We start from the raw sequence: 22,422 nt of genomic DNA, 5'->3' as shown, positions 1-22,422 counted from the left end.
GATACTATCATTCTTCCAGGAAAACGGGTTTCTTTATGCATTCATTTTTGGATATTTATGAGTTTTGCAACACCCTCCAATAGGTATAAACAATACATAAACTACTAATTTTCTAACTAGTTCTATTACTTTATTAGAACTCGAATTCATCCATATTAACAAAAATAAAGAGAGACTAATCAAGGCATTCATCTTAAGAGATATACCCCAAAAAATCATTTTCGTACAATAAGTCACGACAAAAAAGCTAATTAAAATTACTAACCAATAGCTAAACCGACTCTTGATAACCCTCGCTTTTTCTTCTGCTTTATTTAAATGATAAATGCGAATTGCACCACTTAAATACATAAAAAAATTAACATATTTTAAACTTCCTACACTTATATATCGTGTCATCCAAAAAAGAATTACTAGCCCAATTATTAATGCAAAAATCATATTTTCTTCAAGCATTATCAAATATACAAAAGACAACACACTTTGTACAATCAATCGAACTTTTATAGATTTAAATACCACTCTTATCACTTGACTAATTAACATAAAAATAAACACGCTAATTGTCCATTTTATGTACAGACTAAAATCGCTTATATATTCATTCGTAAATTTCATTAACTTATCTGTCATCATGATTAATTTGTTTTGCGTTTCGTAGCTAATATCCCCACGTAAAACCCCTTTAAGTATATCAAACAATTCAACAAAGTAATTTGATAATTCTATTATACCGACTTTTTTTAACAACATAGGAACCAACATTAATATACTAATAAAATATATTATATATAAAATCGCTATCAAATCTGATGTTTTTTTATTTTCTTCAGCTTTTTCTAATAAATGAATTCGAAATTTATCCATAAAAAATGCTATATCCCTCAAAACATTTGCTCCTTTCTAATACTGCCTTTCTATATTACAGCAATAAATTCACTAAAGAATAGCCTCTCTATATGAAATGTTTTATATATAGCGATATATGAATTTAAAAATTCTATACGCAATTCATATTAATTTAATATCAACCGGATATAAATAATTCTCCGGTTGATATTAAATAACTTTATCTCCTACTATAATGCGCAGTATCAATACCACGCTGCATTAACCAATGATATGTTTCACCTTTTACAACAAGAGGTACAGACTGCAACTCTTCTATCGTCTTCGCACCAAGAGCTGTCATAATAAATTTCAAATCTGTATGTAGAAGTTCAATTTCATCCACTAATTTCTCGATACCATCTTGCATTAAAATACGTAAAAAGTAACCAGCAAACGCAGTTGTATTCGCCCCTAATGCGATTGCTTTCGCTACGTCAAGCGCTGTCTGTATACCCCCTGATGCAATAAAAGAGAGGTTATTATTTGTAGAGGTTGCTTCAATAATCGAGGTTGCTGTTTGTATGCCCCAGTTATTAAAATAAGAAAGCATTCGCTGTCTTCTTTCATTTTCAACAGCAGCAAAATTCGTACCACCTTGCCCACCAATATCAATTGCCGTTACACCTACGTTCGCTAACTGTTGCATTGTTTCCTTGCTCATCCCAAATCCAACTTCTTTTACAATGACAGGAACTTTACTATTTAAAACAATTTTCTCTATGCGCTGAAGTACACCAGTAAAGTCACGGTCTCCTTCTGGCATCGTTAACTCTTGTATGACATTTAAATGAATTTGCAATGCATTCGCTTCAATCATATCAACGGCACGCTCTGCCTGCTCGATAGTTGCCTCACTACCTAAATTAGCAAAGAAAATACCATTCGGGTTTACCTTTCTAATCACCTTATAAGAAGCAGCCTCACTTTCATCTTTTAACGCCGCCATTTGCGACCCTACAGCCATAGCAAGGTTATGCTGTTTCGCTACATATGCTAATTGCTCATTAATATGTAACGTTTTCTCTCCTCCACCACCAGTCATCGCATTGATAAAAATCGGCGAACTTAGTGAAAGTTCGCCGATTTTTGTTTCACATGTTATTGTGTCATAATTTGAATTTGGCAAGCTTTGATGCACAAAATCAATATCATGAAAGCCATGCGTACGAGACTGACCAGTAGAAAGAGCGTATTCAATATGATCTAATTTACGTTTTGCCCTTACCACTTGTACCCCTCATTATTTCTTTAATTTTTTCAGTTGTTCACCAATAATATCACTTAATTGGAAAGTAGCAGAATCAGCATTTGGCTCATACTGACTATAATCTTCAATTACATTATTTTCCTCAAGCGCTTCTTTTATACTTAAAGAAATACGTTTCTCTGCTACGTGAACTTCAAGTACTTTCACTTTTACTTCTTGTCCCATTTCCAATACTTCATTCGGGTTTTTCACGTGACGATTTGCAATTTGAGATACGTGTACTAGTCCTTCAACGCCAGGTAAAATCTCAACGAATGCACCAAATGTAACAAGGCGTTTTACTACTCCCTCACGAATATCTCCAGCTTTTATTTCGCCAGCAACGTTTTCCCAAGGTCCTGGTTGAGCCGCTTTAATTGATAAAGAAATACGTTGTGTATCAGCATCAACAGATAACACCTTCACCTTAACCTTTTGACCTTGCTCTAATACTTCAGAAGGTTGCTCTACACGTTCGTGTGAAATTTGTGAAATGTGAACTAAACCGTCCACGCCACCAACGTTAACGAAAGCACCAAAGTCAGTTAATCGTTGCACTGTTCCTTCAACAACGTCACCTTCTTTTAATGAAGAAATTGCTTCTTTTTTCTTAGAATCTAGTTCTAATTCTACTACCGCTTTATGCGAAAGGATTACACGATTTTTTTCACGGTCTAATTCAACAATTTTCACCGCTAATGTTTTACCTTTATAGTCAGTAAAGTCTTCTACATAATGTACTTCTACAAGTGAAGCTGGAATAAAACCGCGAACACCAAGGTCCACAACTAATCCGCCATTCACAATATCTTTTACAGTAACATCAAATACATGACCAGAAGTAAATTTCTCTTGTAATTCTACCCATGCTTTTTCTGCATCAACAGCACGTTTAGATAAGACAAGATCATCTTCTTCTAATTTAATAATTTTCAACTCTAGTGTTTGATCTAATTCTACAACATCGCTTGCTTTTTCAATATGAACGTTAGCTAATTCACTAATTGGAATTACGCCATCTGTTTTGTATCCAACATTTACAAGCACTTGTTTCTCTTCAACTTTCGTTACAGAACCTGTAACAACGTCACCAACTTGTAATTCTTTTGAATCCATAACTTCTTCATTCATTTTCTCTACCATGGAAATACCTCCCTACAGAATTGACAAAGCATTTTTTTATGTATATACGAAATGAAAACAAAGTTTTCATTTGCATGTTTAAGAATCTCTCATCACATACTCTTTTTCAATACCATTCACAAGAAAATATATTAAACCTATATAAATAGTATACAGCAAAACCAGCTTGAAAAAAGTATGTTTTGAAATATAATAGCGAATATATTCTGACAGTTTTATTCCTCTTTAACTAACTTCTTACAAATTACCTCATTTGTCAAGGAAAGAGACTCACAATTCACGTATCCTTTACATTTCTATTTCAACAAAAAAAGAAAGAGGATTATCCCCTTTCTTTATTTCGCAAACACTCCTGAAACAATACTCATAATTTTTTGGACAACTTCTTCAATTGATAAAGAAGTCGTATCTAATTCCAATGCATCATCAGCCTTTTTTAGTGGAGAAACTTCGCGTTCTGAATCTAATTTATCACGCTGAGCAATTTCTTCTTTTAGCTGCTCTAAATTAGAATCGAAACCTTTATTTAAATTTTCTAAATGCCTTCTTTCCGCTCTTTCTTCAACAGAAGCAAGCATAAAGATTTTCACTTCAGCATCCGGTAATACATGTGTACCAATATCACGGCCGTCCATTACAACGCCGCCTTTTTTCGCTAACTCTTGCTGACGACGTACCATTTCTTCACGAACAAGGCGATGCTTCGCTACAATAGATACTCGATTCGTCACATCAGGTGTACGGATTACTTCAGAAACATCTTGTCCATTCAAAAATACAAGCTGCGTATTTTCTCCTTGTTGAAATTCAATATTTACATTCTTTACAACTTCCATTAACTGTTCTTCATTTTCAATATCTACTTTTTGTTCAAGGGCTGCATATGTAAGCGTACGGTACATCGCGCCTGTATCAATATAAACGTAAGAAAGTTCCTTCGCAACAACTTTTGCCACTGTACTTTTCCCAGCAGCTGCTGGACCATCTATAGCAATTGAAATTCGTTTATCCATTGTAACACCTCATTTTTTCACTTATAAAACAAAACGAAAAGCAGGTGTTCACCCTGCTTCTTTTCATTTGCTTCACGTCATTAAATCCTCAATTATTGTAGCATAATCCTTCATAGAAGAAAATGAAAACTACCTATTCACCTGCAAGATTTCTGCTTTATTTTTTACCATGACACCTTCGTAATAAACAATTTTAGATAAATATTTCACTGATGACTTATGTATAAATAACAATTGTACAACAGAAAGACAAATGAATTGTATTATTAATATACGAATAAAAATTCTCTCCATCTTTTTCAACATAATTGCCCCCTCCTATACTATATTTGCACATTTCGTTTCGTGATTTTATACATCGTACATATAGCAGTTAATTTTATTGTCATTTTCGAGGCATACTTTTATACATTTCCATTGTCGAATTTACTCAAAACATGTTATGTTCTAAATGTATTTTTTTACTTGAAAGGGGTATAAGCATTGAAAAGAATCCTAGTTTTACACACAGGTGGAACAATTGCAATGGAGGAAGATAAAGAAACTGGGGTCGTACAACCAGGTGAAAAAAATCCTCTTTTAAAATTCATTCCTGATTTAGAAGGCGATGTTGATTTAATCGTTGAAGATGTGTTCCATCTACCATCTCCTCATATGACACCGAGCGAAATGTTACAATTACAAGTCATCATTGATGAAAGAGTAAAACAAGACAACATTCATGGCGTAGTCATTACGCATGGTACGGATACATTAGAAGAAACAGCTTATTTCTTAGATTTAACAGTACAAGCAACCATTCCGATTGTTGTGACAGGTGCAATGCGCTCTAGCAATGAGTTAGGTGCTGATGGTCTATATAACTTCTTATCAGCTGTAAAAGTTGCTAGTTGTGATGAAGCTGCAGAAAAAGGTGTTTTAGTCGTATTAAACGACGAAATTCATTGTGCTACAAATGTAACGAAAACACATACAAGTAATGTCGCAACATTCCAAAGCCCACAATATGGACCAATTGGAATGGTAACAAAACGCGGTGTTGTCTTCCATCACGCTTTAGTACATCACGAAACATATACGATAAACAAAGTATCTAAAAATGTAGTTGTTCTAAAAGCATATGCCGGCATGGATGATACATTATTAGCAGCAATCGAAAATCTTCCTGTAGACGGTATTGTTATCGAAGCGCTTGGACAAGGTAATCTACCTCCAAGAACACTTCCTAGTCTAGAACGATTATTAAATAAAGGTATTCCTGTCGTATTAGTTTCTCGCTGTTTCAACGGTATCGTTCAAGACGTATATTCGTATGAAGGTGGCGGTAAACACTTAAAAGATATGGGCATTGTATTCACATACGGCTTAAATGCACAAAAAGCACGCATTAAATTACTTGTCGCATTAGAGAATACAAATTCTCATGAATCCATTCAAAATATGTTTATGCACGAATAAAAAGGAGCTGTCGAGGTTTTCCCGACAGCTCCTTTTTATTTTTCTCTTGATGCAATAGTTTGTGCAATCGCATCTCCATGAAATCTACCGTTCTCGATAAATATTTCATTTGCATTATTTCCAGCAGCTATGACACCTGCAATGAAAATATTTTCAGCATTCGTTTCCATTCTATCCTCTGTATAAATTGGACGTCCTGTTTCTTCATCAATCTTAACACCCATCTTTGTTAAGAAGCTATGATCAGGATGATAACCAGTCATCGCAAATACAAAATCATTTTGGATTGTAAAATCTTCACCATCAACTGTAAACGTTAATGTATGCTCAGTAATTTCTTTCACATGAGCCCCGAAATGCATTTGAATTGTGTCGTTTCGTACTAACGCCTCAAATTCCGGCAAAATCCAAGGCTTTATGCTTGGTGAATACTCACTTCCACGATACAGTACCGTTACACGCGCACCAGCTTTAACAAGTTCTAACGCGGCATCTACACTCGAGTTTTTCCCACCTATAACTACTACATCTCGATCAAAATAAGGATGCCCCTCTTTAAAATAGTGAGCTACTTTCTTCAATTCCTCACCTGGAACATTCATATAATTTGGATTATCATAATATCCAGTTGCTACAACAATATATTTCGCTATATATATTTCTTTACTTCCGTCACGCTTTGTCGTCTCAACCTGAAAAACTTCTCCATCGTTTTGAACTTTCTCCACTCGCTCAAAAGCATTTACACGTACAGATTTACGTTTTACTACTTCACGATAATACGCAAGCGCTTGATTTCGAACTGGCTTACGATTTTCTGTAATAAAAGCTACATCACCAATTTCTAATTTTTCACTAGAAGAGAAAAATGTTTGATGAGTTGGATAATTATAAATGGCATTTACAATGTTTCCTTTTTCAATTACTAACGGATTTATCCCTACCTTTTGCAACGAAATCGCTGCCGCTAATCCGCACGGACCGCCTCCGATTATAATAACTGTTTCTTTCTGCATACTCGTCCACTCCTAGTCTTCTACCAATACACTATTTATAAAAACAAGAAAAAACCTACTTACAGCAGTAGGCACCTATCTTTATTGTATTCATTTTTCATATATTTGTCATCTAAACGAAACGTACATCCGATAGACATCTGCTAAAAACTGCTGAAATTTAATACCTTGTTTCCCTAATACATTCTCAGGATCAATCTTTCTAGCTGGATCAAGCGTTTTATGTGACACGATATCTTTTTTCGGATTTAAGCCAAAATTTTGGCATAAATACGCATGATACCATGTAAAACGATTATATGCTTCCCAAAAGTTAACATCATCGCCATAACAAAGTTCCACTCCAATGGCCGCCTTATTCGCGTCATAGCCGTATAAGTCATTATCCGTCGGCACACCATATCGAACATGATATGCAACTTCATTTATAGGAATAATCTCCAATATTGTTTTATCATCTATAAATGTATGCGCAGAAGCTTTCGGTTGTAATTCATTAAAGTAATCTCGATTTCCTATCGCATTGCTTCCAGGATTCCCCGTATCATGGCTTACAATAAATCTCACTTTAGTTAGAGGAATCCCCGGTCGTGAACTTCCATATCCTATATAGTTGCGCTCTATAGGAAACATCGCCATTGCTACCAACTCCCGCTCTAGAAGATTACCTTACTTCCTTATATATGTATTCGGTAGCAATGTCCTTATCGCATATTTCTTACGCAAAGAGAAAATCGAAAATATTTGAAGTGAACACCATAAACAACAAGATACTTACAGCCACTCCATAAAAACCGTAAAACCAAACACAATCTTCTTTCGTATCTAAACCGAAAAATTTGTTTACCGATTGTAATAATGTGCCACGCTTGCTTTGTTTGTTTCGTAATACTTCCACTCGCTCTACAACATCTGCTGGCATCATAAATCTTTGGTCTACTGTCATTTTCATCATTTATCTCTCCTTAAAATCATTTCCGTTTTGTTTATCTAAGGAGAGTATAGCACGTTTGTTCGTACAGAACAAGCGTTCTTTTTATTTTTATTTTATTTTTATTTTATTTTTCAGCAAGCCAAGTAAAAATTGAGATTACAACGGCAATAATCGGCCCTACTACAACCATACCAAATATCAAAAACAGTAGCCCTTCCCCGAATATCCGAACAGTACTTATTTTTCGAGCTTTCACCGTTCTTGCAAGTTCTCCCTCTAACCTCTTAACCTTTTCTTCTAATTGTTCTACTCGTTCCAGCATTTCATTCTCCATATACAACACCTCATTTAATACTTCAACAAAAAAACGTGATTCCCTCGAAAGGAAATCACGTTTTCTCAAGATATAATATTTTATACCCAACCTCTGAAGCGGCTTGCTTCAGCCATTTTACGAACACCAATCATGTACGCCGCTAAGCGCATGTTCACTTTACGAACTTGTGCTGTTTCATAAATAGAATCAAATGATTTTACCATTACTTTTTCTAAACGTTGTTCTACTTCTTCTTCAGTCCAGTAGTAACCTTGGTTATTTTGTACCCACTCAAAGTAAGATACCGTTACACCACCAGCACTTGCTAATACGTCTGGAACAAGTAAAATTCCGCGATCTGTTAAAATTTTAGTCGCTTCTAATGTTGTTGGACCATTTGCAGCTTCAACAACGATTTTCGCTTTAATATCATTAGCATTTTCTTCTGTAATTTGGTTCTCAATTGCAGCTGGAACTAAAATATCGCAATCAAGCTCTAACAATTCTTTGTTTGAAATTGTATTGTTAAATAGCTTTGTTACTGTACCGAAGCTATCACGACGGTCTAATAAATAATCAATATCTAATCCGTTTGGATCATGTAAAGCGCCGTAAGCATCTGAGATTGCAATAACTTTCGCACCTGCATCATGCATAAATTTAGCTAAGAAGCTACCAGCATTACCGAACCCTTGAACAACAACGCGTGCACCCTTAATATCAATGCCACGTTTTTTCGCAGCTTCGCGAATACAAATTGTTACACCTTTCGCAGTTGCTGTTTCACGTCCATGTGATCCACCTAATACAAGCGGTTTACCTGTAATAAATCCTGGTGAATTAAATTCATCAATACGGCTATACTCATCCATCATCCATGCCATAATTTGAGAGTTTGTGAATACATCTGGAGCTGGAATATCTTTCGTCGGACCTACGATTTGGCTAATTGCTCGTACATAACCGCGGCTTAATCTTTCTAACTCACGGAATGACATTTCACGTGGATCACAGATAATTCCACCCTTACCTCCACCATATGGTAAATCAACAATACCACATTTTAAACTCATCCAGATTGAAAGTGCTTTCACTTCATTTTCTGTTACATTCGGATGGAAGCGAATTCCACCTTTCGTTGGACCAACAGCATCATTATGTTGTGCACGATATCCTGTAAATATTTTAACAGTCCCGTCATCCATACGAACTGGTATTTTCACTGTCATCATACGAATTGGTTCTTTTAATAATTCATATACTTCGTTTGGATAACCCAATTTTTCTAACGCTTCACTAATAACAATTTGTGTTGAATTCAATAGTTCAAAATGTTGTTCCCTTTGTTGTTGTGTTTTTGTTTGAGTTCCCTTTTCGGCTACCATAGTAAGTAAACCCCCTGTAATTTCACTTGTTTAGTAAACCTTCATTGCCTAGTATACACCCTTAAATTTGGAATGCAATAGAAAACGCTAACAAATATATATAAACTATTTTCTGTTGCAAGCGTTTTCACTATTATTATAGTCCTTTTATTACTTTTAGAAAAGTAAAATACTTAAATATTTAAATATTTTTTATTTTCCTCAGCGACGCTCCCATAAAACTGCATATTTTATTTTCAAAAAGTATGTTCGCGTATTTACTATCATCCCTTCCCTTATCCAAATAAAAACAAAACCTCAGCTATGTTGTATTAGCTGAGGTTTTGTTTTTTCACAAAGTAATTGTGTATTTGTTCTATCGCGTTAAAATCCATTAATTCTTTACCGTACTCCATGATGCGATAAATAGTTGCTGTAGACGGATTGCCGTATTCCGCTAAAATAGCTATAAAATCCGCTTTTAACAATTGAATTTGTTCCTCTTCTTCCACCCAAAGATAGAAGCGCTCATCCCACGTATATAGCTTTCCGCCAGTTACACCAAGGTTATATAAGCGATTCGACAGGTTAATTATGTCATCTAGCGTAGCAAACTCATATAATATATGTTCACTTTCATCTAGAGTCACTTGCATTTCAATAAACTCGTCACGGAACTCATCATCCGTATCCATTTCTTGATTTTCTTTCGTTACAATTACAACCATCCCTTGTGCTTGTAGAGAAAACACTTCAACTGCAATCGGACCATCTGCTTCAAATCCTAATTCCTTATTTGCTTCTTGCATCATATCACGAAATAATTGCTGTACTTTCGGCGCATTTCTCCATAAATCTTCTTTCGTTAATCCTCGTTCAGATAAATCATCAAATGTTAGAAAAATTTTTATCTTATTGTAATTTAATCGTTCCAGCCTCATCTCATACCCTCCCTACGTAACCAATGCATCTAATTTTTATTATATGAAATAGAAAATAGATGGTTCTTTTCGAACAACTATTCCGACATTTTTAACCATTCATCCCATTCTTCTTTCGTATCACCAATTAAGATTGTTTCAATGTCCAACTGGTTTAGAACGCCTAGCTTTCCGATAAATCCAACAGAAAGAGATTCCCTTTTTTCTTGTAATACATTTATAAAGTTCATCGTCTTTTTCATTTCTAGTTCGTCAGCAAAAGATACAAACACATATTTCGGCTGTATTTCCTCTACCGCTGACAACATACCATCTTCAGCTAAGCTTGTCCTAATATATATCGCCTCATATCCTTTTAAGCGTAAATAAGTTGAAAAAATAAATCCTTTCAATGCATTCTTCTCTAACACAATAACTTTGTGTAAAGAAGAAAACATTGAGGCATTGTGATACACCATCCCTAGACGCGTTTGTAAAAATGATAGTGCATATTGAAATTGCACCATTGAAATCTCATTATTATTTTTTGACGTTAATAATTTGTCTGTCACTCGAAGAACGATACTGGCAACAACCTTTTCTGTTGAATATATACTAAAAGCTTCGTTTAATAATGCAGCAATTGTAATTTCATCAAATTTTAACAAAGCTTGTAGCAAATCGTCCACTAAAACAACTTCTTTATCGCAATGTATCTCTTTTTGAACTGTACTCTGCAAACGATTCTCTTCTAATAACTGAACTGCTTGTCCAATCATCATACCGGAAGAAATTTTTTCCATTAACCATTTTAAAATTTGAATATGCTCTTCTGTATATAAACGATGTCCAGCTTGATTCCGCCTTGGGGCAATAATTTGATATCGTCTTTCCCATGCGCGAAGCGTACTCGGCTGAACTCCAATTATATTTGAAACAGCTTTTATATTATATTTCCCACTAAGAGTTGGCATCATTTCCCTCCGCACAATGTAATAATATGTGTTTGAGCAGGCGCTCGGAAACGAAGTGGTATCAATGTTGTTCCGTACCCATTACTAACAAAGAGAATCGTATTCAAATGGTTATATACGCCACCTTTTAAATATTTTTTAGATGGGAATAATCGGATTTGTCCTCCATGCGTATGTCCACTTAATACAAGTGAGATCTGTTCATTTCCAGACATCTTTTTTATTATATCAGGGTTGTGACTAACTAAGATACGAAAACCATCTTCTTTACAATCCGCCAATGCCAAATCTAAACGATCACGGTGCAATCCAACATCATCTATACCGAGCAAACAAATTTTCTCGCCTAATTCAGACTCAAATACCACTCTTGTATTATCTAAAACTTTTACGTTATTTTCTAATAATAAAGCATCTAATTCATGATATTCTATCTCATAATCATTGTTTCCCCACACAAAATATACAGGAGCTATCTCTCTTAACTTTTGAATATTGGCAGAGATTTTTGATAAAGAGACTCCTTTCTCTGCTAAATCTCCTCCGATAATTACGAGATCTACTTTTCCTTTTACTTGTTCAATTAACAAATTCGAAATGACTCTTCTATGAATATCAGAAATAAAAAACACATTTACTTTTTGAAAACTTTTCGGAAATTCTTTAAATACTAAAGTATGTTCCAACACTGTATTACGCATCGCTTCTTTATACATCACAAGAAGTAATAAAATCCCCATTCCTATGAGAGTACTGAATAATATAATCCATATCATATTTTTTACTCCCCTCATCATAAAGATAACCCTAGGCTTTTATAACAAACTGCGTTTGCCTAATTCACTAGCTCTCTTGCTTTGTGGACTTATCTTTTATCGGAATTTTTAATTCTTGACCTGCACTCACTTCATCTTCTTGCAAGTTATTATACTTTTTAATTACTTCAACCCCATTTTCATCTGAAAAATATTGCTTCGCTATACTTTCTAAAGTTTCTCCCTCTTTCACAGTATGCGTTATCGCTTTTTCAGACTGTTTCTGCGACTCAGATTTAGCTGAATCAAAGAAGATTACTTCAAACGCACTTTTCCCGGCATTATTACTATCGCCCTTCACCTGAATATATTTATCCGTATACCACAAAATACTAATCGGCAGCAGAATGAATAGAAATGTTAAAACCCGGACGAAAATATGATTTATTTTAAACTTTTGTTTTTTCTCTTTATTTCTATGAATTTCACTACGCGGCGGTAAACTTTCTTTTTCTTCTACTCGCTCAACTTCTAATTCCTCTTCAAAATCAGGAATTCGTTTCCTCATGTTGTTCACCACCACCTTCCATTTATTTTCTTAATTGGAGTCCCATTATAAAATCAACAAGAAAGTGTGCAAAGATTGTTATAAACAAATTCCCTGTCCATTCAAATACATAACCAAAGACAAAACTAATGAAACAGACGAAACAAAACAAAAATGGCTTTGTTATATAACGAATATGTAACACTGCAAATACGAAACTCGCAATTACAATTCCAAAATGAGTCTGCACTACACCTCTAAATAAAAATTCTTCTGCAAAACCGATTACGAACGTAATAATGAGTAAATGCAGAACCGACATTCCTCGAAACATCTTATCGTTAATACCACCATCATCAAACCAAGACTCTGGAAACACTCGCATTGCAACATAATCTAATAACACAATACCAATCGCTAACAAACCACCTATAATAAGTATAGATACTGGTTCCCATCTCCATAAATTAAACACTTCTTTTACATCTTGAAATAATATATATGCTAGTAAACAGCCAATACCGATAATAATTAACTGTGTTATATATAGATTCAGCCTTATTTCCTGCGGACTCATATCTTCAACATTATGCCTTTGAATGTTCATCATTCCCCCATCTTTTCTAGGCCGAAAAGCTTTTGTAACTCTGTTTCCCAATTATAGTCGAAATCCGATTGTTGCGCTCGTCTTTTTTTATAATCTTCTTTTGTAATACCACAATAATCACAGCAATTATTTAACTCTTTCTCTTTCCTATAACCGAACTGTTGCAGCACATATTCACGTCTACATCCTTTAACTCGTATCCATGACTTCATATTTTCTAGCTCACTATATTTATTACGCAACCTTATTTCTACTTCAGCTATTAATCGATTCATAATTTCATCTGACAAACCCTCTAATAATAATCTTCGTTGTTGTATAATTCCAACCTGTTCGAGATGATAACGAACGAAACGCCAATATTGCTCATTAAATCTTGCTGCATTATAACAAATTTCTTCTACATCTTCTATTGGTAATTCTTTCGTTTGAAACATTCTTTCTTGTAGTAAAGAAAATAAAAATTGTATTTGCGACTTACTTGGCAATTCATCCTCAATGATTGAAATTGGTAAATCATGATCCAACGGACTACACAATAAAATAGCTATACTCGGTTCGCCATCTCTTCCAGCTCTTCCGATTTCTTGTAAGTAAGAAGCTATATTAGTTGGATAATGAAAATGAATAATATATTGCGTATTCGCCTTATTTACCCCCATACCAAATGCACTTGTACATATTACAAGCTGCAATTGATCGTTCATAAACTGTTGTTGAATTAACATACGCTCTTCATGTTCCATACCACCATGATAAAAAGCTACACCAGTAACACCTTTTCCTCTCAAGTATTCCGTTAACCTTTCTGTCCACGCTCTACTTGAACAATATACAATTCCCGGCCCTTGTAAATACATCACCTGCTCCAAAAGCGCCTCTTTCTTTTCTTCTATCGTCTCTACAAATTGCACCTCCATTGCAATATTAGGACGGTCAATAGAGTATACATGTTCCGCGGCACCCTTTAAATTTAAACTGTCTGCGATATCTTGTAGTACCCCTTTTGTCGCTGTGGCTGTCAATGCTAATACTGTAGGAGAACCAATATTTTCAATAACTACATTTAGTTTCTTATAGTCCGGTCTAAAATCATAACCCCATTGAGAAATACAATGAGCCTCATCAACAACAAATAATGAAATATGAATTTTCTTCAATTCCCTAATTAATAACTCCGACTGTAACATCTCTGGTGAAACAAAAATAAATTTATATGAAGATAATTTTTTCATCGCTTCTCTTTTTTCATTTAATGTCCGAAAACTATTAAATGCTATCACTCGGTTTTTCACAACATACTTTAATTGTGTCACTTGATCTTCCATTAAAGATAATAACGGTGATACAACAAGCACTGTTCCTTCTCGCATAAGCCCCGGAAACTGATAGCACATAGATTTCCCTCTTCCAGTCGGAAGCATTGCTATCACATCTTTTCCTTCTAATAAATCTGTAATAACTCCTTTTTGACCTGGACGAAATTCAGAATATCCAAACCACTTATATAAATATTCTTCAAGTTTCATTTACACCCTCCATCCGCGCTAATACAAGACGAACTTCAAAATAAGAGATATCTTCTCCAACAGCTTGTTTCAAAACACGTAACTTCCGCGTTTGTAATGCTTCAATTACTTTTATTACTTTGTCTATCTTTTCTTTTTCCATAAACATTTCAATAGAAAAATCTTTTTCTCGCAAAGCAATTTCAACAAAATGATCTTCTATCGTTGCAACCTTTAAATTCCGAATCGTCGCTATTTCTTCTAAAGAACGCCCTTGTCTCCAAAAATTATATGTTTTTTTCGTGGATAAACTAAATAATTCAGCTCTCTCATTTGGATAAGATATAATTTCAGCTAATAGTGGAAATTCATTTTCTTTATCACGAACTTCTTGTATAAAGAAATGCATTGTACCCCAAAATAAAAAATACACCCTGAATATATCTTGTTTCGTAATTTCTGCTAATTGTTGCAATGTACAACCAATACGTTCATAGCCCGTTAGTCGATATGTTACAATCGTCGCTTCTATCGCATTACTCTTTTCCAAAAGATTATGTACTTCCGTCCATAGTTTCCTCGCCAACTCACTTCTTTTATATGGCCTTCCTGTTAGAAAACGTTTTACCCACATCATTATTTCTGTATCTTGTTGAATTGGGATAAACTTCGTATTATTCTGTTGTAAATTTGATATGGTTTGAATAATCAATGATAATCTTTTCCAAAATGTTTCACCTAATTCACCATAATGTAAACCATGCAAATGTGCTGGAAAAGCATAAACTTCCTCCCATTTATGTAACTGCATTTTACCCGTAGGTGTTAACACATATGTATTTTCATGTATTTCTTGAATAAAATCCGCTTGCAACAACTTTACAACTTCACCATCATAGTCATTTCTATTTAATGATTTATATATTCCGAATAAAAAAGAAATCCGGAACATATTTCCATCTTGTAAAGTTTGCGAAGAACGTTTGCCCTTTAGTAAATAATAAATAGAAGAAACGGTTCTTTCACCATTCAATTGTTTTAAACAATGCAACAAAGTATATTGTATTTGCATGACCGCTTCCACCTTCCAATCTTAACTTCATTCTTTTCAGTACAATTACACTATCTACTGTCGCTCATTAAACTTATCATATAAGAACTATATACTTGTATATATTCTATTGTATCAAACGAAATCACATTTACGTATTTTGAAAATCTTATGACATAATTCAAAAATAAGTTGACACTCTAATTGATAAGCATTATCATTATAATTTTATGTTGAAAAGTTTCACAAACCGTTTTACAATAAGGTTATAATTTTTATGGCGAGCTTTTCACATACATATTATCAGGAGGGAAAAAAGATGGCAAAATATACAATCGTTGATAAAGATACTTGTATTGCATGTGGTGCTTGTGGCGCTGCTGCACCAGACATTTATGACTATGATGATGAAGGTATTGCATTTGTAACATTAGACGATAACCAAGGTATCGTTGAAATTCCAGATGTATTAATTGAAGATATGATGGATGCATTCGAAGGCTGTCCAACTGACTCAATTAAAGTTGCTGACGAATCATTCGACGGAGACGCTTTAAAATTCGAATAGTCTTTTATTAACTTCAAAAAACGCCCCTCATATTGATGAGGGGCGTTTTTTGTATCTCAATTTTATTTTCCTTAATAAAAAACCATTAGTAGTTCCACACTACTAATGGTTTTAATATATATTATGCATTTTTCATTTTTGCAAACACCCATACTTTCAGGCGTGAGAATAATGCCACAAATACAATTGTTACAACAATTCCTTTAATTAAATTAAATGGTAAGATTGCCGTTACAACCGTTGTTCTGATAGCTTCGCTAGACATAGCCGGTGAATTTAAAAACCAAGTGTAAGCCGGGAATATGATGATGTAGTTTAATACACTCATAATAAGTGCCATTGTAATTGTCCCTAGCATTAATCCTGTCGTTAAACTCTTCACAGTACGATACTTTCTAAATAAGAAAGCTGCTGGTCCAATAAATAAACATCCTGCAATAAAGTTTGCAATTTCTCCAACTGGTACTCCTGTTAAACTTCCTTGAATCCCGTAATGTAAAATGTTCTTTATCGCCTCTACAATCACTCCTGCTACTGGTCCAAAGATAATTGCTGCAATTAGAGCTGGTACATCACTAAAATCAATTTTCAAAAATGGCGGAAGCCCTGGGAACGGGAAATCCAACATCATTAGTAAATATGCAATACTACTTAGCATCGCTACACTCACCATCTGCACTACACTGTTTTTTTGTTTCATCTTTCTCTCTCCTTTTCCATCGATCATCTCATGGAAAGTGGAAAGGTTCTGCTATGCCTATTTTTTCATAGAACGAAAAAACCCTTTGTGTTTTACACAAAGGGAGAATTTAAGGCACATCAAACAGACGTTCAAATCCATATCTTTTTTGAACGCTTGAACCTCCATCTTCTCCCATCCAGACTATACTGTCGGCTTTGGAATCACACCAAATCCTGCCTTAACGGCTCGCGGGCTTAGAACAAAATCATAAATAGTTCATCACCGCCGGTCGGGATTTTCACCCTGCCCCGAAGATAGACCGATATTCTATTTTCCCCTTCATTATACAACAACCTCATAACATTGTGAACTAAAAAATTGTAACTTATTTAAAATTAGTTATTTATTTTTCGTAACAACAAATGAATTGCGAAATATTTTACAATACAATCCATATTTTTTATTATTCGGCATTTCTCTTTTGAATTACCTAGTCATATATAATTAAAAGTGATAAGATATTGAATTGTTAAGATAAGAACATTTTCTGAGTTATGGAGGAAATGTCATGAAAAAAGAAAAGAGACATTCTATTCGAGAAGCAATGAAAAAAAACTTAAGAAAAGAATACTTTTACTTAAAAAAAGAATTACTTTTCTACTGCCCAATTGATTTAGGCACATTCTCAAACGAGACATACTATGCTACTTTCGATGAAGATGGCATCAGTATTTATCAGTATGATAAGAAAACAGAAAGTAAATTAAAATTGTGTGAGCGTCATCCGTGGAAGAGTTGGAGTAAAGTGAAGATTGATCACTATTTGACAACTTCTCAATTTATTTTTCAGGGTGAGCGAAATTGGATCTTATCTCTTTTTCAAAAAGGAAAAGAAGCTCAAAAAATTATTGAAGAGCATACATCTTTACAAACAGAAGTTGTTTCCCGCTCTTTCTTAAAAAAACTTCCTGGCTTTCGTTCTAATACACCACTGAATAAATACATCGGTAGCATTTGTTACACTGCACTTATTGCATTTTTATTAAAATGGATGATTCCATTTCAAGCACCACAAATCGCCCTGTATTCTATTTCGATTGGTTGTATGCTTCTTGGCCTACTTTGTTTGACAATCGGTTTAATTGAACCGACTATCGTACTGTTTCGAACAAAAGAGAAAACAAGAACAAAAGTTTTTTACTTATATAGCTATTTAGCTATTTCTGGATTTATATGTGTCTTTATTTTTTGGTAAAAGAAACCGTCCCAAAATAAATTTTGGGACGGTTTTCTTTTAAATATAGATACTCTAATTCACTCAATACTTCTAGGAGAAGCGCCCATATAATTTCATCTACATTGAACCTTATTTAAAAATATTCAAAGTTTAATTTTTGAGACGTTGCCTTTACTTAACGTATAATTGTTGATTAGGATAAATTAGCTCTTGCTGCAATCCATTTTTTTCTTTAATTTCCTTAAGTGTCATACTAAATTTCCGTGCAATACTAACTAAAGTATCCCCTTTTTGTACGACATATAATGATGAAGAAACAACTTCATTTCTTTGTTCACTTAAAACAAGCAATGGGTTCATCGCATTCTTTTTCGCCATCGTCCATCTTCCTTGATGAAGTTCTAGATGTAAGTGTGCACCTCGCGATTCTCCCGTGTTCCCTACTTCTCCAATTTTTTCTCCTTTTGAAATATAATCCCCTTGAACTACATATCTCTTATTTAAATGTGCATACACAGCCTCATATTCTCCATGTTTAATAAATATAACGTTTCCATAACTACTTGAATAATAAGACTTTGTTACCTTCCCTTCTTGAATAGCTGACACAGGTGTGCCGATCGGTGCCGCTATATCTATACCGTAGTGTTTTCCGTGTCTTGTCCCAAAATAATCACTTATCTGTCCTTCAACAGGCCATGCCCATTGATTTCCCTCTGCGTACACATGTAATTGAGATAAAAACAGTACTGTCAATAACATAACGCCGTATTTTAAAACTTTCATATACATCCTCCGTTTTCTAATTACCACCATACCTTCTCTATTTTGGTATATTACAGAAAAAAGTATACAAAAAAGAAAGTGAATCACTCCACTTCCTTCTCTTTCTTATCACGAAAAACGATTGCACTGCGATTATACTCTACATCTTTTACTTGTAATCGAGCGTTTATTACTCTAGCTACTGCAAATAAATAGTCAGATAATCTATTTACATACTTTAGAACAACTTCATTTATTTTTCCTTCTTTTTGTAAGGACACGATACATCGTTCTGCTCGCCTTACAACTGTACGTGCAATATGAATAGCAGCTGCCGACTCGCTTCCACCTGGTAAAATAAAGCGCTCTAGCGGCGGTGCTTCTTCTATATACGAATCAATCCTACTTTCTAAGTTTTCGACCATTTCAATTTTTACTTTATAAGGTATCTTCTCGCCTACTATCGCCAAGTCTCCCCCGCAATCAAATAGTTCATGTTGAATCGTTTCAAGTTCATTGTAAATATCTCCGAAAGGCCCGCCTTGTAGTTTAGTCATTGCATATCCGATATGAGAATTCGCCTCGTCTATTGTTCCATACGCTTCCACACGGATATCATCTTTATCAACCCTACCACCTATTACACTTGTCGTTCCTTTATCTCCTGTTTTTGTATATAATTTCATTTCTTCACAGCACCTCTCTTGTTATTCTTTATTCGAGCAACATAGAAAAAAGTTCTACCATTCTTTATTTAATTGAGTTTACAAAAAAATAAAAAACAGCAGAACTTTATTCATTATCAACTTTAAAAACGTATATCTAAATTATACGATTCGGTAAATAGACAGAGAATGTAGTTCCTTCTCCAACAACACTTGATACAGAAATTTTACCATCATGGCCTTGAACAATATTTTTCGCAATCGCAAGCCCGAGTCCTGTTCCACCTTTTTTCCCACGTGTTCTTGCTTTATCAGCTTTATAGAAACGATCAAATAAAAATGGAATATCTTCTTCTGGAATACCAACGCCCGAATCTTGTACTTCAAAAATGAGACCATTATTTTTCGTATCAATTACAAGTGTTACATGTCCGCCTGCGTTCGTATGACGTATTGCGTTATCAATTAAATTCGTCAATACTTGTTCCATACGATCTGCATCAAACGGGTATTGTTCAATTGGATTTTTGAAATCAACTGTTAGTTCAACTTCTTTATCCTTTGCGATCCCTTGGAATTTACGACCAATTTTTTCAACAAACGGATGTATGTCCACTTCACCTATATGTAACTCTACATTACCACTTTCCATGCGTGCTAAATCTAATAATTCATTTACAAGTTTACCTAAACGAACGGATTCATCATAAATGATTTGAACAAACTCATTAATTTCTTCTTTCGTTTGCACAATATCATCTAAAATTGCTTCACTATATCCTTGCAGCATGACCATCGGTGTACGAAGTTCATGCGATACATTCGCAATAAAGTCTTGACGCATCTTTTCAAGACGACGTTCTTCCGTCATATCTCGCAGTACTGCTACAGCCCCGCGAATTTTCGTTTGATTGTAGAGCGGCGTCATAAGAACTACATAGTTCCCTTTTTGTAAATTAATTTCAACAACTTGTTGTTGTTCGCTTTCTACAACGAGATGGAATAGTTCAACAAGTTCAGAAGGCAGTTTTTTACTGAGCTCTATCTCTTTTTCTTCTTGCCAAACTTGTAAGAAATGTTCAGCTGGCGGATTGATTACTACAACTTCACCTTCTTGATTTAATGTAATAACCCCATCTGCCATACTACTCAAAATACTTGCTAACTGTTCTTTCTCTTGCTGCAGGGCATTCATATTAAACTTCAACTGTTTCCCCATTTGATTTAAGGCCGTTGCAAGCTCACCAATCTCGTCCTGAGATACCATAGGAGCTTTCGCATCAAACTTCCCACGCGACACTTCAAAAGCAACCTCACGCATTTTACGAAGTGGTGCTGTAATTCGAGTAGATAAGAAGAATGCAAAGAAAGTTGTTAATATAATCGCAATCCCTGCTGATAAGAATATAAAATCAGTCGTTCTTTCCATACCTTGTATCGGCACTTGTAAAGATTCGTACACAAACACTGCACTTTGATTTTTTGATTGCACTGGTTTTCCGACAATCATAATATCATTTTCAGTATTTTTATTCTTTCTACTATTAGAGGCTTTTCTAATGTTATTCTTAATTTCTTTTTTGTCTGTAAACACAGCCGCTAATTCTTTATCTTCTTTTAAGTCATCCATTGTAAGAGTGACTAAGCCTTCTTGTTTCGGTGAAGAAGAGATTTCTTTACCATCTTCTACAATAATAATCCTTGAAAGTGGATCAGAGAATTTGTAAGCGATATTCTCAATCGTTTTTACATCGGCACCTTCTTCAATTAACTCTGAAACACTTGTTGCGACTTTTTGAAGCCTAGCTTCACTCATATCAACATAATACGTTCTAAAAAACTGTGAAAGTAAAATCGCAACAAATCCAAGAACAAACGAAACGAGAAGTAATATGGTCATCCATAACTTCCCTACTACACTTCTCCAAAGCATCAGTCGTTCACAACCTCAAATTTGTAACCTACACCCCAAACAGTAACAATCATTTTCGCTGCATCTGGTGATTTTTTGCTTAACTTCTCACGTAAACGCTTTACATGTGTATCAACTGTACGTAAATCTCCGAAGAATTCATATTGCCATACTTCTTTTAACAGTTGCTCACGATCGAATACTTTATCAGGAGCTTTCGCTAAAAATAATAGTAACTCATATTCTTTCGGCGTTAAGTTTACTTCATTGCCATCTGCAGTAACACGGTGTGCATCGTTGTCAATTGTTAAGTGCGGGAATACAGTAACATCTTTTGTCGTTGTATCTTGTGTAAAGAATGTTGTTGGTACAGCACGACGTAATACCGCTTTCACACGTAGCACGACCTCACGTGGACTAAATGGCTTTACAATATAATCATCTGTTCCAACTTCAAATCCTTGTACTCTATTTACTTCTTCACCTTTTGCTGTCAGCATAATAATTGGTGTCGCTTTCTTCTCACGAACCCCTTTACATACTTCAATGCCATCTTTACCAGGCATCATAAGATCTAATAAGATTAAATCGTAATCATTTTGTAACGCCATTTCTAAAGCTGTATCACCATTATCTGCTTCTTCAATTGTGTATTGTTCTCTTTCTAAGTACATTTTCAATAAACGACGAATACGATCCTCATCATCTACAATTAAAATTCTTGATTCATTTTCCATCTCTACCCGCTGCGTACTCTCACTTCAGCGGTTCACACCTACCCTTCTTTACTATTATGTTGCGCTATTCTCGTTTATTTAAGCAATCTTCTAAATGTTTCACTTCCCATATT

25 protein-coding genes and 1 riboswitch are annotated in these 22,422 nt (G+C 34.6%); of the genes, 3 read left to right on the top strand and 22 right to left on the bottom strand.

The genetic code is table 11. From position 1 onward, the window contains the following. Positions 1-33 precede the first annotated feature (33 nt). From ACQRBL_RS07260 to ACQRBL_RS07240, 5 genes are all read right to left on the bottom strand, one after another. Positions 34-888 carry a hypothetical protein gene (locus ACQRBL_RS07260; RefSeq protein WP_411995782.1) on the bottom strand — a complete coding sequence of 285 codons (855 nt, stop codon included), beginning with the start codon at positions 886-888 and terminating at the stop codon, positions 34-36. 181 nt (positions 889-1,069) lie between these two features. Then, positions 1,070-2,119: a type 2 isopentenyl-diphosphate Delta-isomerase gene (locus tag ACQRBL_RS07255; RefSeq protein WP_000251041.1), complete on the bottom strand. Its 1,050-nt coding sequence runs from the start codon at positions 2,117-2,119 to the stop codon at positions 1,070-1,072. 12 nt (positions 2,120-2,131) lie between these two features. Continuing rightward, on the bottom strand, positions 2,132-3,280 hold the full coding sequence (gene rpsA / locus ACQRBL_RS07250) for a 30S ribosomal protein S1 (protein ID WP_000229558.1): 1,149 nt from the start codon (positions 3,278-3,280) through the stop codon (positions 2,132-2,134). 335 nt (positions 3,281-3,615) lie between these two features. Further along, a complete protein-coding gene (gene cmk / locus ACQRBL_RS07245; protein WP_000361252.1) occupies positions 3,616-4,293 on the bottom strand; it encodes a (d)CMP kinase in 678 nt (225 codons plus the stop codon). Positions 4,294-4,422: 129 nt separating this feature from the next. Beyond that, a complete protein-coding gene (locus ACQRBL_RS07240) occupies positions 4,423-4,596 on the bottom strand; it encodes a YpfB family protein (RefSeq protein ID WP_023521499.1) in 174 nt (57 codons plus the stop codon). A gap of 180 nt (positions 4,597-4,776) precedes the next feature. On the opposite strand from ACQRBL_RS07240, the gene ansA reads away from it, so the two are divergent. Further along, a complete protein-coding gene (gene ansA / locus ACQRBL_RS07235; protein ID WP_000822009.1) occupies positions 4,777-5,751 on the top strand; it encodes an asparaginase in 975 nt (324 codons plus the stop codon). A 35-nt stretch (positions 5,752-5,786) separates the two neighbouring features. On the opposite strand, the gene ACQRBL_RS07230 is transcribed toward ansA, so the two are convergent. The 12 genes from ACQRBL_RS07230 to ACQRBL_RS07175 form a co-directional block, all read right to left on the bottom strand. After that, positions 5,787-6,767, bottom strand: coding sequence for a YpdA family putative bacillithiol disulfide reductase (locus ACQRBL_RS07230; protein WP_001168518.1), 981 nt, complete (start codon positions 6,765-6,767; stop codon positions 5,787-5,789). A gap of 108 nt (positions 6,768-6,875) precedes the next feature. Beyond that, entirely contained in the window at positions 6,876-7,406 is a 531-nt protein-coding gene (locus ACQRBL_RS07225; RefSeq protein ID WP_097987169.1) for a peptidoglycan recognition protein family protein, read from the bottom strand. Positions 7,407-7,485: 79 nt separating this feature from the next. Further along, positions 7,486-7,722, bottom strand: a complete 237-nt coding sequence (locus ACQRBL_RS07220; RefSeq protein WP_001983018.1) for a DUF3961 domain-containing protein — start codon at positions 7,720-7,722, stop codon at positions 7,486-7,488. A 103-nt stretch (positions 7,723-7,825) separates the two neighbouring features. Then, positions 7,826-8,035 (bottom strand): hypothetical protein, encoded by a 210-nt coding sequence (locus ACQRBL_RS07215; RefSeq protein ID WP_000426766.1) that lies wholly within the window; start codon positions 8,033-8,035, stop codon positions 7,826-7,828. An 80-nt stretch (positions 8,036-8,115) separates the two neighbouring features. Continuing rightward, positions 8,116-9,402 carry an NAD-specific glutamate dehydrogenase gene (gene gudB, locus ACQRBL_RS07210; protein WP_000225172.1) on the bottom strand — a complete coding sequence of 429 codons (1,287 nt, stop codon included), beginning with the start codon at positions 9,400-9,402 and terminating at the stop codon, positions 8,116-8,118. A 311-nt stretch (positions 9,403-9,713) separates the two neighbouring features. After that, a complete protein-coding gene (locus ACQRBL_RS07205; RefSeq protein WP_001235398.1) occupies positions 9,714-10,322 on the bottom strand; it encodes a genetic competence negative regulator in 609 nt (202 codons plus the stop codon). A gap of 77 nt (positions 10,323-10,399) precedes the next feature. Then, positions 10,400-11,275, bottom strand: a complete 876-nt coding sequence (locus tag ACQRBL_RS07200; RefSeq protein ID WP_411995783.1) for a MerR family transcriptional regulator — start codon at positions 11,273-11,275, stop codon at positions 10,400-10,402. Continuing rightward, positions 11,275-12,051 (bottom strand): metallophosphoesterase, encoded by a 777-nt coding sequence (locus tag ACQRBL_RS07195; RefSeq protein ID WP_000637796.1) that lies wholly within the window; start codon positions 12,049-12,051, stop codon positions 11,275-11,277. The genes ACQRBL_RS07200 and ACQRBL_RS07195 overlap by 1 nt, the downstream gene beginning before the upstream one ends. Before the next feature lie 67 nt (positions 12,052-12,118). Continuing rightward, the gene (locus ACQRBL_RS07190; protein ID WP_001231555.1) at positions 12,119-12,598 is read right to left on the bottom strand and encodes a LysM peptidoglycan-binding domain-containing protein; all 480 of its coding nucleotides are present in this window, start codon (positions 12,596-12,598) and stop codon (positions 12,119-12,121) included. Positions 12,599-12,620: 22 nt separating this feature from the next. Further along, entirely contained in the window at positions 12,621-13,184 is a 564-nt protein-coding gene (locus ACQRBL_RS07185) for a CPBP family intramembrane glutamic endopeptidase (protein ID WP_001025783.1), read from the bottom strand. Beyond that, complete coding sequence (gene recQ, locus ACQRBL_RS07180; protein WP_016082279.1) at positions 13,184-14,713, bottom strand: ATP-dependent DNA helicase RecQ; 1,530 nt, start codon at positions 14,711-14,713, stop codon at positions 13,184-13,186. Before recQ ends, ACQRBL_RS07185 begins: the two co-directional genes overlap by 1 nt. Further along, on the bottom strand, positions 14,703-15,764 hold the full coding sequence (locus ACQRBL_RS07175) for a helix-turn-helix domain-containing protein (RefSeq protein WP_001167017.1): 1,062 nt from the start codon (positions 15,762-15,764) through the stop codon (positions 14,703-14,705). Before ACQRBL_RS07175 ends, recQ begins: the two co-directional genes overlap by 11 nt. Positions 15,765-16,062: 298 nt before the next feature. Here ACQRBL_RS07175 and ACQRBL_RS07170 point away from each other — a divergent pair, with 298 nt between their 5' ends. After that, on the top strand, positions 16,063-16,311 hold the full coding sequence (locus tag ACQRBL_RS07170; protein WP_001151993.1) for a ferredoxin: 249 nt from the start codon (positions 16,063-16,065) through the stop codon (positions 16,309-16,311). Between the two features lie 121 nt (positions 16,312-16,432). Here ACQRBL_RS07170 and ACQRBL_RS07165 read toward each other — a convergent pair whose 3' ends face one another. Next, complete coding sequence (locus tag ACQRBL_RS07165; protein WP_000810856.1) at positions 16,433-17,011, bottom strand: ECF transporter S component; 579 nt, start codon at positions 17,009-17,011, stop codon at positions 16,433-16,435. Positions 17,012-17,173: 162 nt separating this feature from the next. Further along, a riboswitch (FMN riboswitch) is annotated at positions 17,174-17,313 on the bottom strand. Between the two features lie 248 nt (positions 17,314-17,561). On the opposite strand from ACQRBL_RS07165, the gene ACQRBL_RS07160 reads away from it, so the two are divergent. After that, positions 17,562-18,248 carry a hypothetical protein gene (locus ACQRBL_RS07160; protein ID WP_000711798.1) on the top strand — a complete coding sequence of 229 codons (687 nt, stop codon included), beginning with the start codon at positions 17,562-17,564 and terminating at the stop codon, positions 18,246-18,248. Between the two features lie 153 nt (positions 18,249-18,401). Here the strand turns inward: ACQRBL_RS07160 and ACQRBL_RS07155 are convergent, their stop codons facing one another. The 4 genes from ACQRBL_RS07155 to resD all read right to left on the bottom strand — a co-directional run bounded on the left by ACQRBL_RS07155 (position 18,402) and on the right by resD (position 22,309). Further along, on the bottom strand, positions 18,402-19,016 hold the full coding sequence (locus ACQRBL_RS07155) for a peptidoglycan DD-metalloendopeptidase family protein (protein WP_000866228.1): 615 nt from the start codon (positions 19,014-19,016) through the stop codon (positions 18,402-18,404). A gap of 83 nt (positions 19,017-19,099) precedes the next feature. After that, on the bottom strand, positions 19,100-19,681 hold the full coding sequence (locus ACQRBL_RS07150) for a cob(I)yrinic acid a,c-diamide adenosyltransferase (RefSeq protein ID WP_000781271.1): 582 nt from the start codon (positions 19,679-19,681) through the stop codon (positions 19,100-19,102). 136 nt (positions 19,682-19,817) lie between these two features. Continuing rightward, positions 19,818-21,593 carry a sensor histidine kinase ResE gene (gene resE / locus ACQRBL_RS07145; RefSeq protein WP_000964683.1) on the bottom strand — a complete coding sequence of 592 codons (1,776 nt, stop codon included), beginning with the start codon at positions 21,591-21,593 and terminating at the stop codon, positions 19,818-19,820. Next, positions 21,593-22,309: a DNA-binding response regulator ResD gene (gene resD / locus ACQRBL_RS07140; protein ID WP_000426861.1), complete on the bottom strand. Its 717-nt coding sequence runs from the start codon at positions 22,307-22,309 to the stop codon at positions 21,593-21,595. The genes resE and resD overlap by 1 nt, the downstream gene beginning before the upstream one ends. Between the last annotated feature and the right edge of the window lie 113 nt (positions 22,310-22,422).

It is taken from the genome of Bacillus sp. AF62, from assembly GCF_050312695.1.
GTDB lineage: Bacteria > Bacillota > Bacilli > Bacillales > Bacillaceae_G > Bacillus_A > Bacillus_A cereus.
This window is presented reverse-complemented; position numbering and strand designations above follow the sequence as displayed.

Excerpts from the sequence above, each read along its gene's own strand:
- recQ (WP_016082279.1), bottom strand. The coding sequence starts at position 14,713 with ATGAAACTTGAAGAATATTTATATAAGTGGTTTGGATATTCTGAATTT.
- ACQRBL_RS07170 (WP_001151993.1), top strand. The coding sequence starts at position 16,063 with ATGGCAAAATATACAATCGTTGATAAAGATACTTGTATTGCATGTGGT.
- resE (WP_000964683.1), bottom strand. The coding sequence starts at position 21,593 with ATGCTTTGGAGAAGTGTAGTAGGGAAGTTATGGATGACCATATTACTT.
- cmk (WP_000361252.1), bottom strand. The coding sequence starts at position 4,293 with ATGGATAAACGAATTTCAATTGCTATAGATGGTCCAGCAGCTGCTGGG.
- ACQRBL_RS07190 (WP_001231555.1), bottom strand. The coding sequence starts at position 12,598 with ATGAGGAAACGAATTCCTGATTTTGAAGAGGAATTAGAAGTTGAGCGA.
- gudB (WP_000225172.1), bottom strand. The coding sequence starts at position 9,402 with ATGGTAGCCGAAAAGGGAACTCAAACAAAAACACAACAACAAAGGGAA.
- ACQRBL_RS07205 (WP_001235398.1), bottom strand. The coding sequence starts at position 10,322 with ATGAGGCTGGAACGATTAAATTACAATAAGATAAAAATTTTTCTAACA.
- rpsA (WP_000229558.1), bottom strand. The coding sequence starts at position 3,280 with ATGGTAGAGAAAATGAATGAAGAAGTTATGGATTCAAAAGAATTACAA.
- ACQRBL_RS07155 (WP_000866228.1), bottom strand. The coding sequence starts at position 19,016 with ATGAAAGTTTTAAAATACGGCGTTATGTTATTGACAGTACTGTTTTTA.
- ACQRBL_RS07160 (WP_000711798.1), top strand. The coding sequence starts at position 17,562 with ATGAAAAAAGAAAAGAGACATTCTATTCGAGAAGCAATGAAAAAAAAC.
- resD (WP_000426861.1), bottom strand. The coding sequence starts at position 22,309 with ATGGAAAATGAATCAAGAATTTTAATTGTAGATGATGAGGATCGTATT.
- ACQRBL_RS07215 (WP_000426766.1), bottom strand. The coding sequence starts at position 8,035 with ATGGAGAATGAAATGCTGGAACGAGTAGAACAATTAGAAGAAAAGGTT.
- ACQRBL_RS07165 (WP_000810856.1), bottom strand. The coding sequence starts at position 17,011 with ATGAAACAAAAAAACAGTGTAGTGCAGATGGTGAGTGTAGCGATGCTA.
- ACQRBL_RS07200 (WP_411995783.1), bottom strand. The coding sequence starts at position 11,275 with ATGCCAACTCTTAGTGGGAAATATAATATAAAAGCTGTTTCAAATATA.
- ACQRBL_RS07195 (WP_000637796.1), bottom strand. The coding sequence starts at position 12,051 with ATGATATGGATTATATTATTCAGTACTCTCATAGGAATGGGGATTTTA.
- ACQRBL_RS07225 (WP_097987169.1), bottom strand. The coding sequence starts at position 7,406 with ATGGCGATGTTTCCTATAGAGCGCAACTATATAGGATATGGAAGTTCA.
- ACQRBL_RS07150 (WP_000781271.1), bottom strand. The coding sequence starts at position 19,681 with ATGAAATTATATACAAAAACAGGAGATAAAGGAACGACAAGTGTAATA.
- ACQRBL_RS07185 (WP_001025783.1), bottom strand. The coding sequence starts at position 13,184 with ATGAACATTCAAAGGCATAATGTTGAAGATATGAGTCCGCAGGAAATA.
- ACQRBL_RS07220 (WP_001983018.1), bottom strand. The coding sequence starts at position 7,722 with ATGATGAAAATGACAGTAGACCAAAGATTTATGATGCCAGCAGATGTT.
- ACQRBL_RS07230 (WP_001168518.1), bottom strand. The coding sequence starts at position 6,767 with ATGCAGAAAGAAACAGTTATTATAATCGGAGGCGGTCCGTGCGGATTA.
- ACQRBL_RS07175 (WP_001167017.1), bottom strand. The coding sequence starts at position 15,764 with ATGCAAATACAATATACTTTGTTGCATTGTTTAAAACAATTGAATGGT.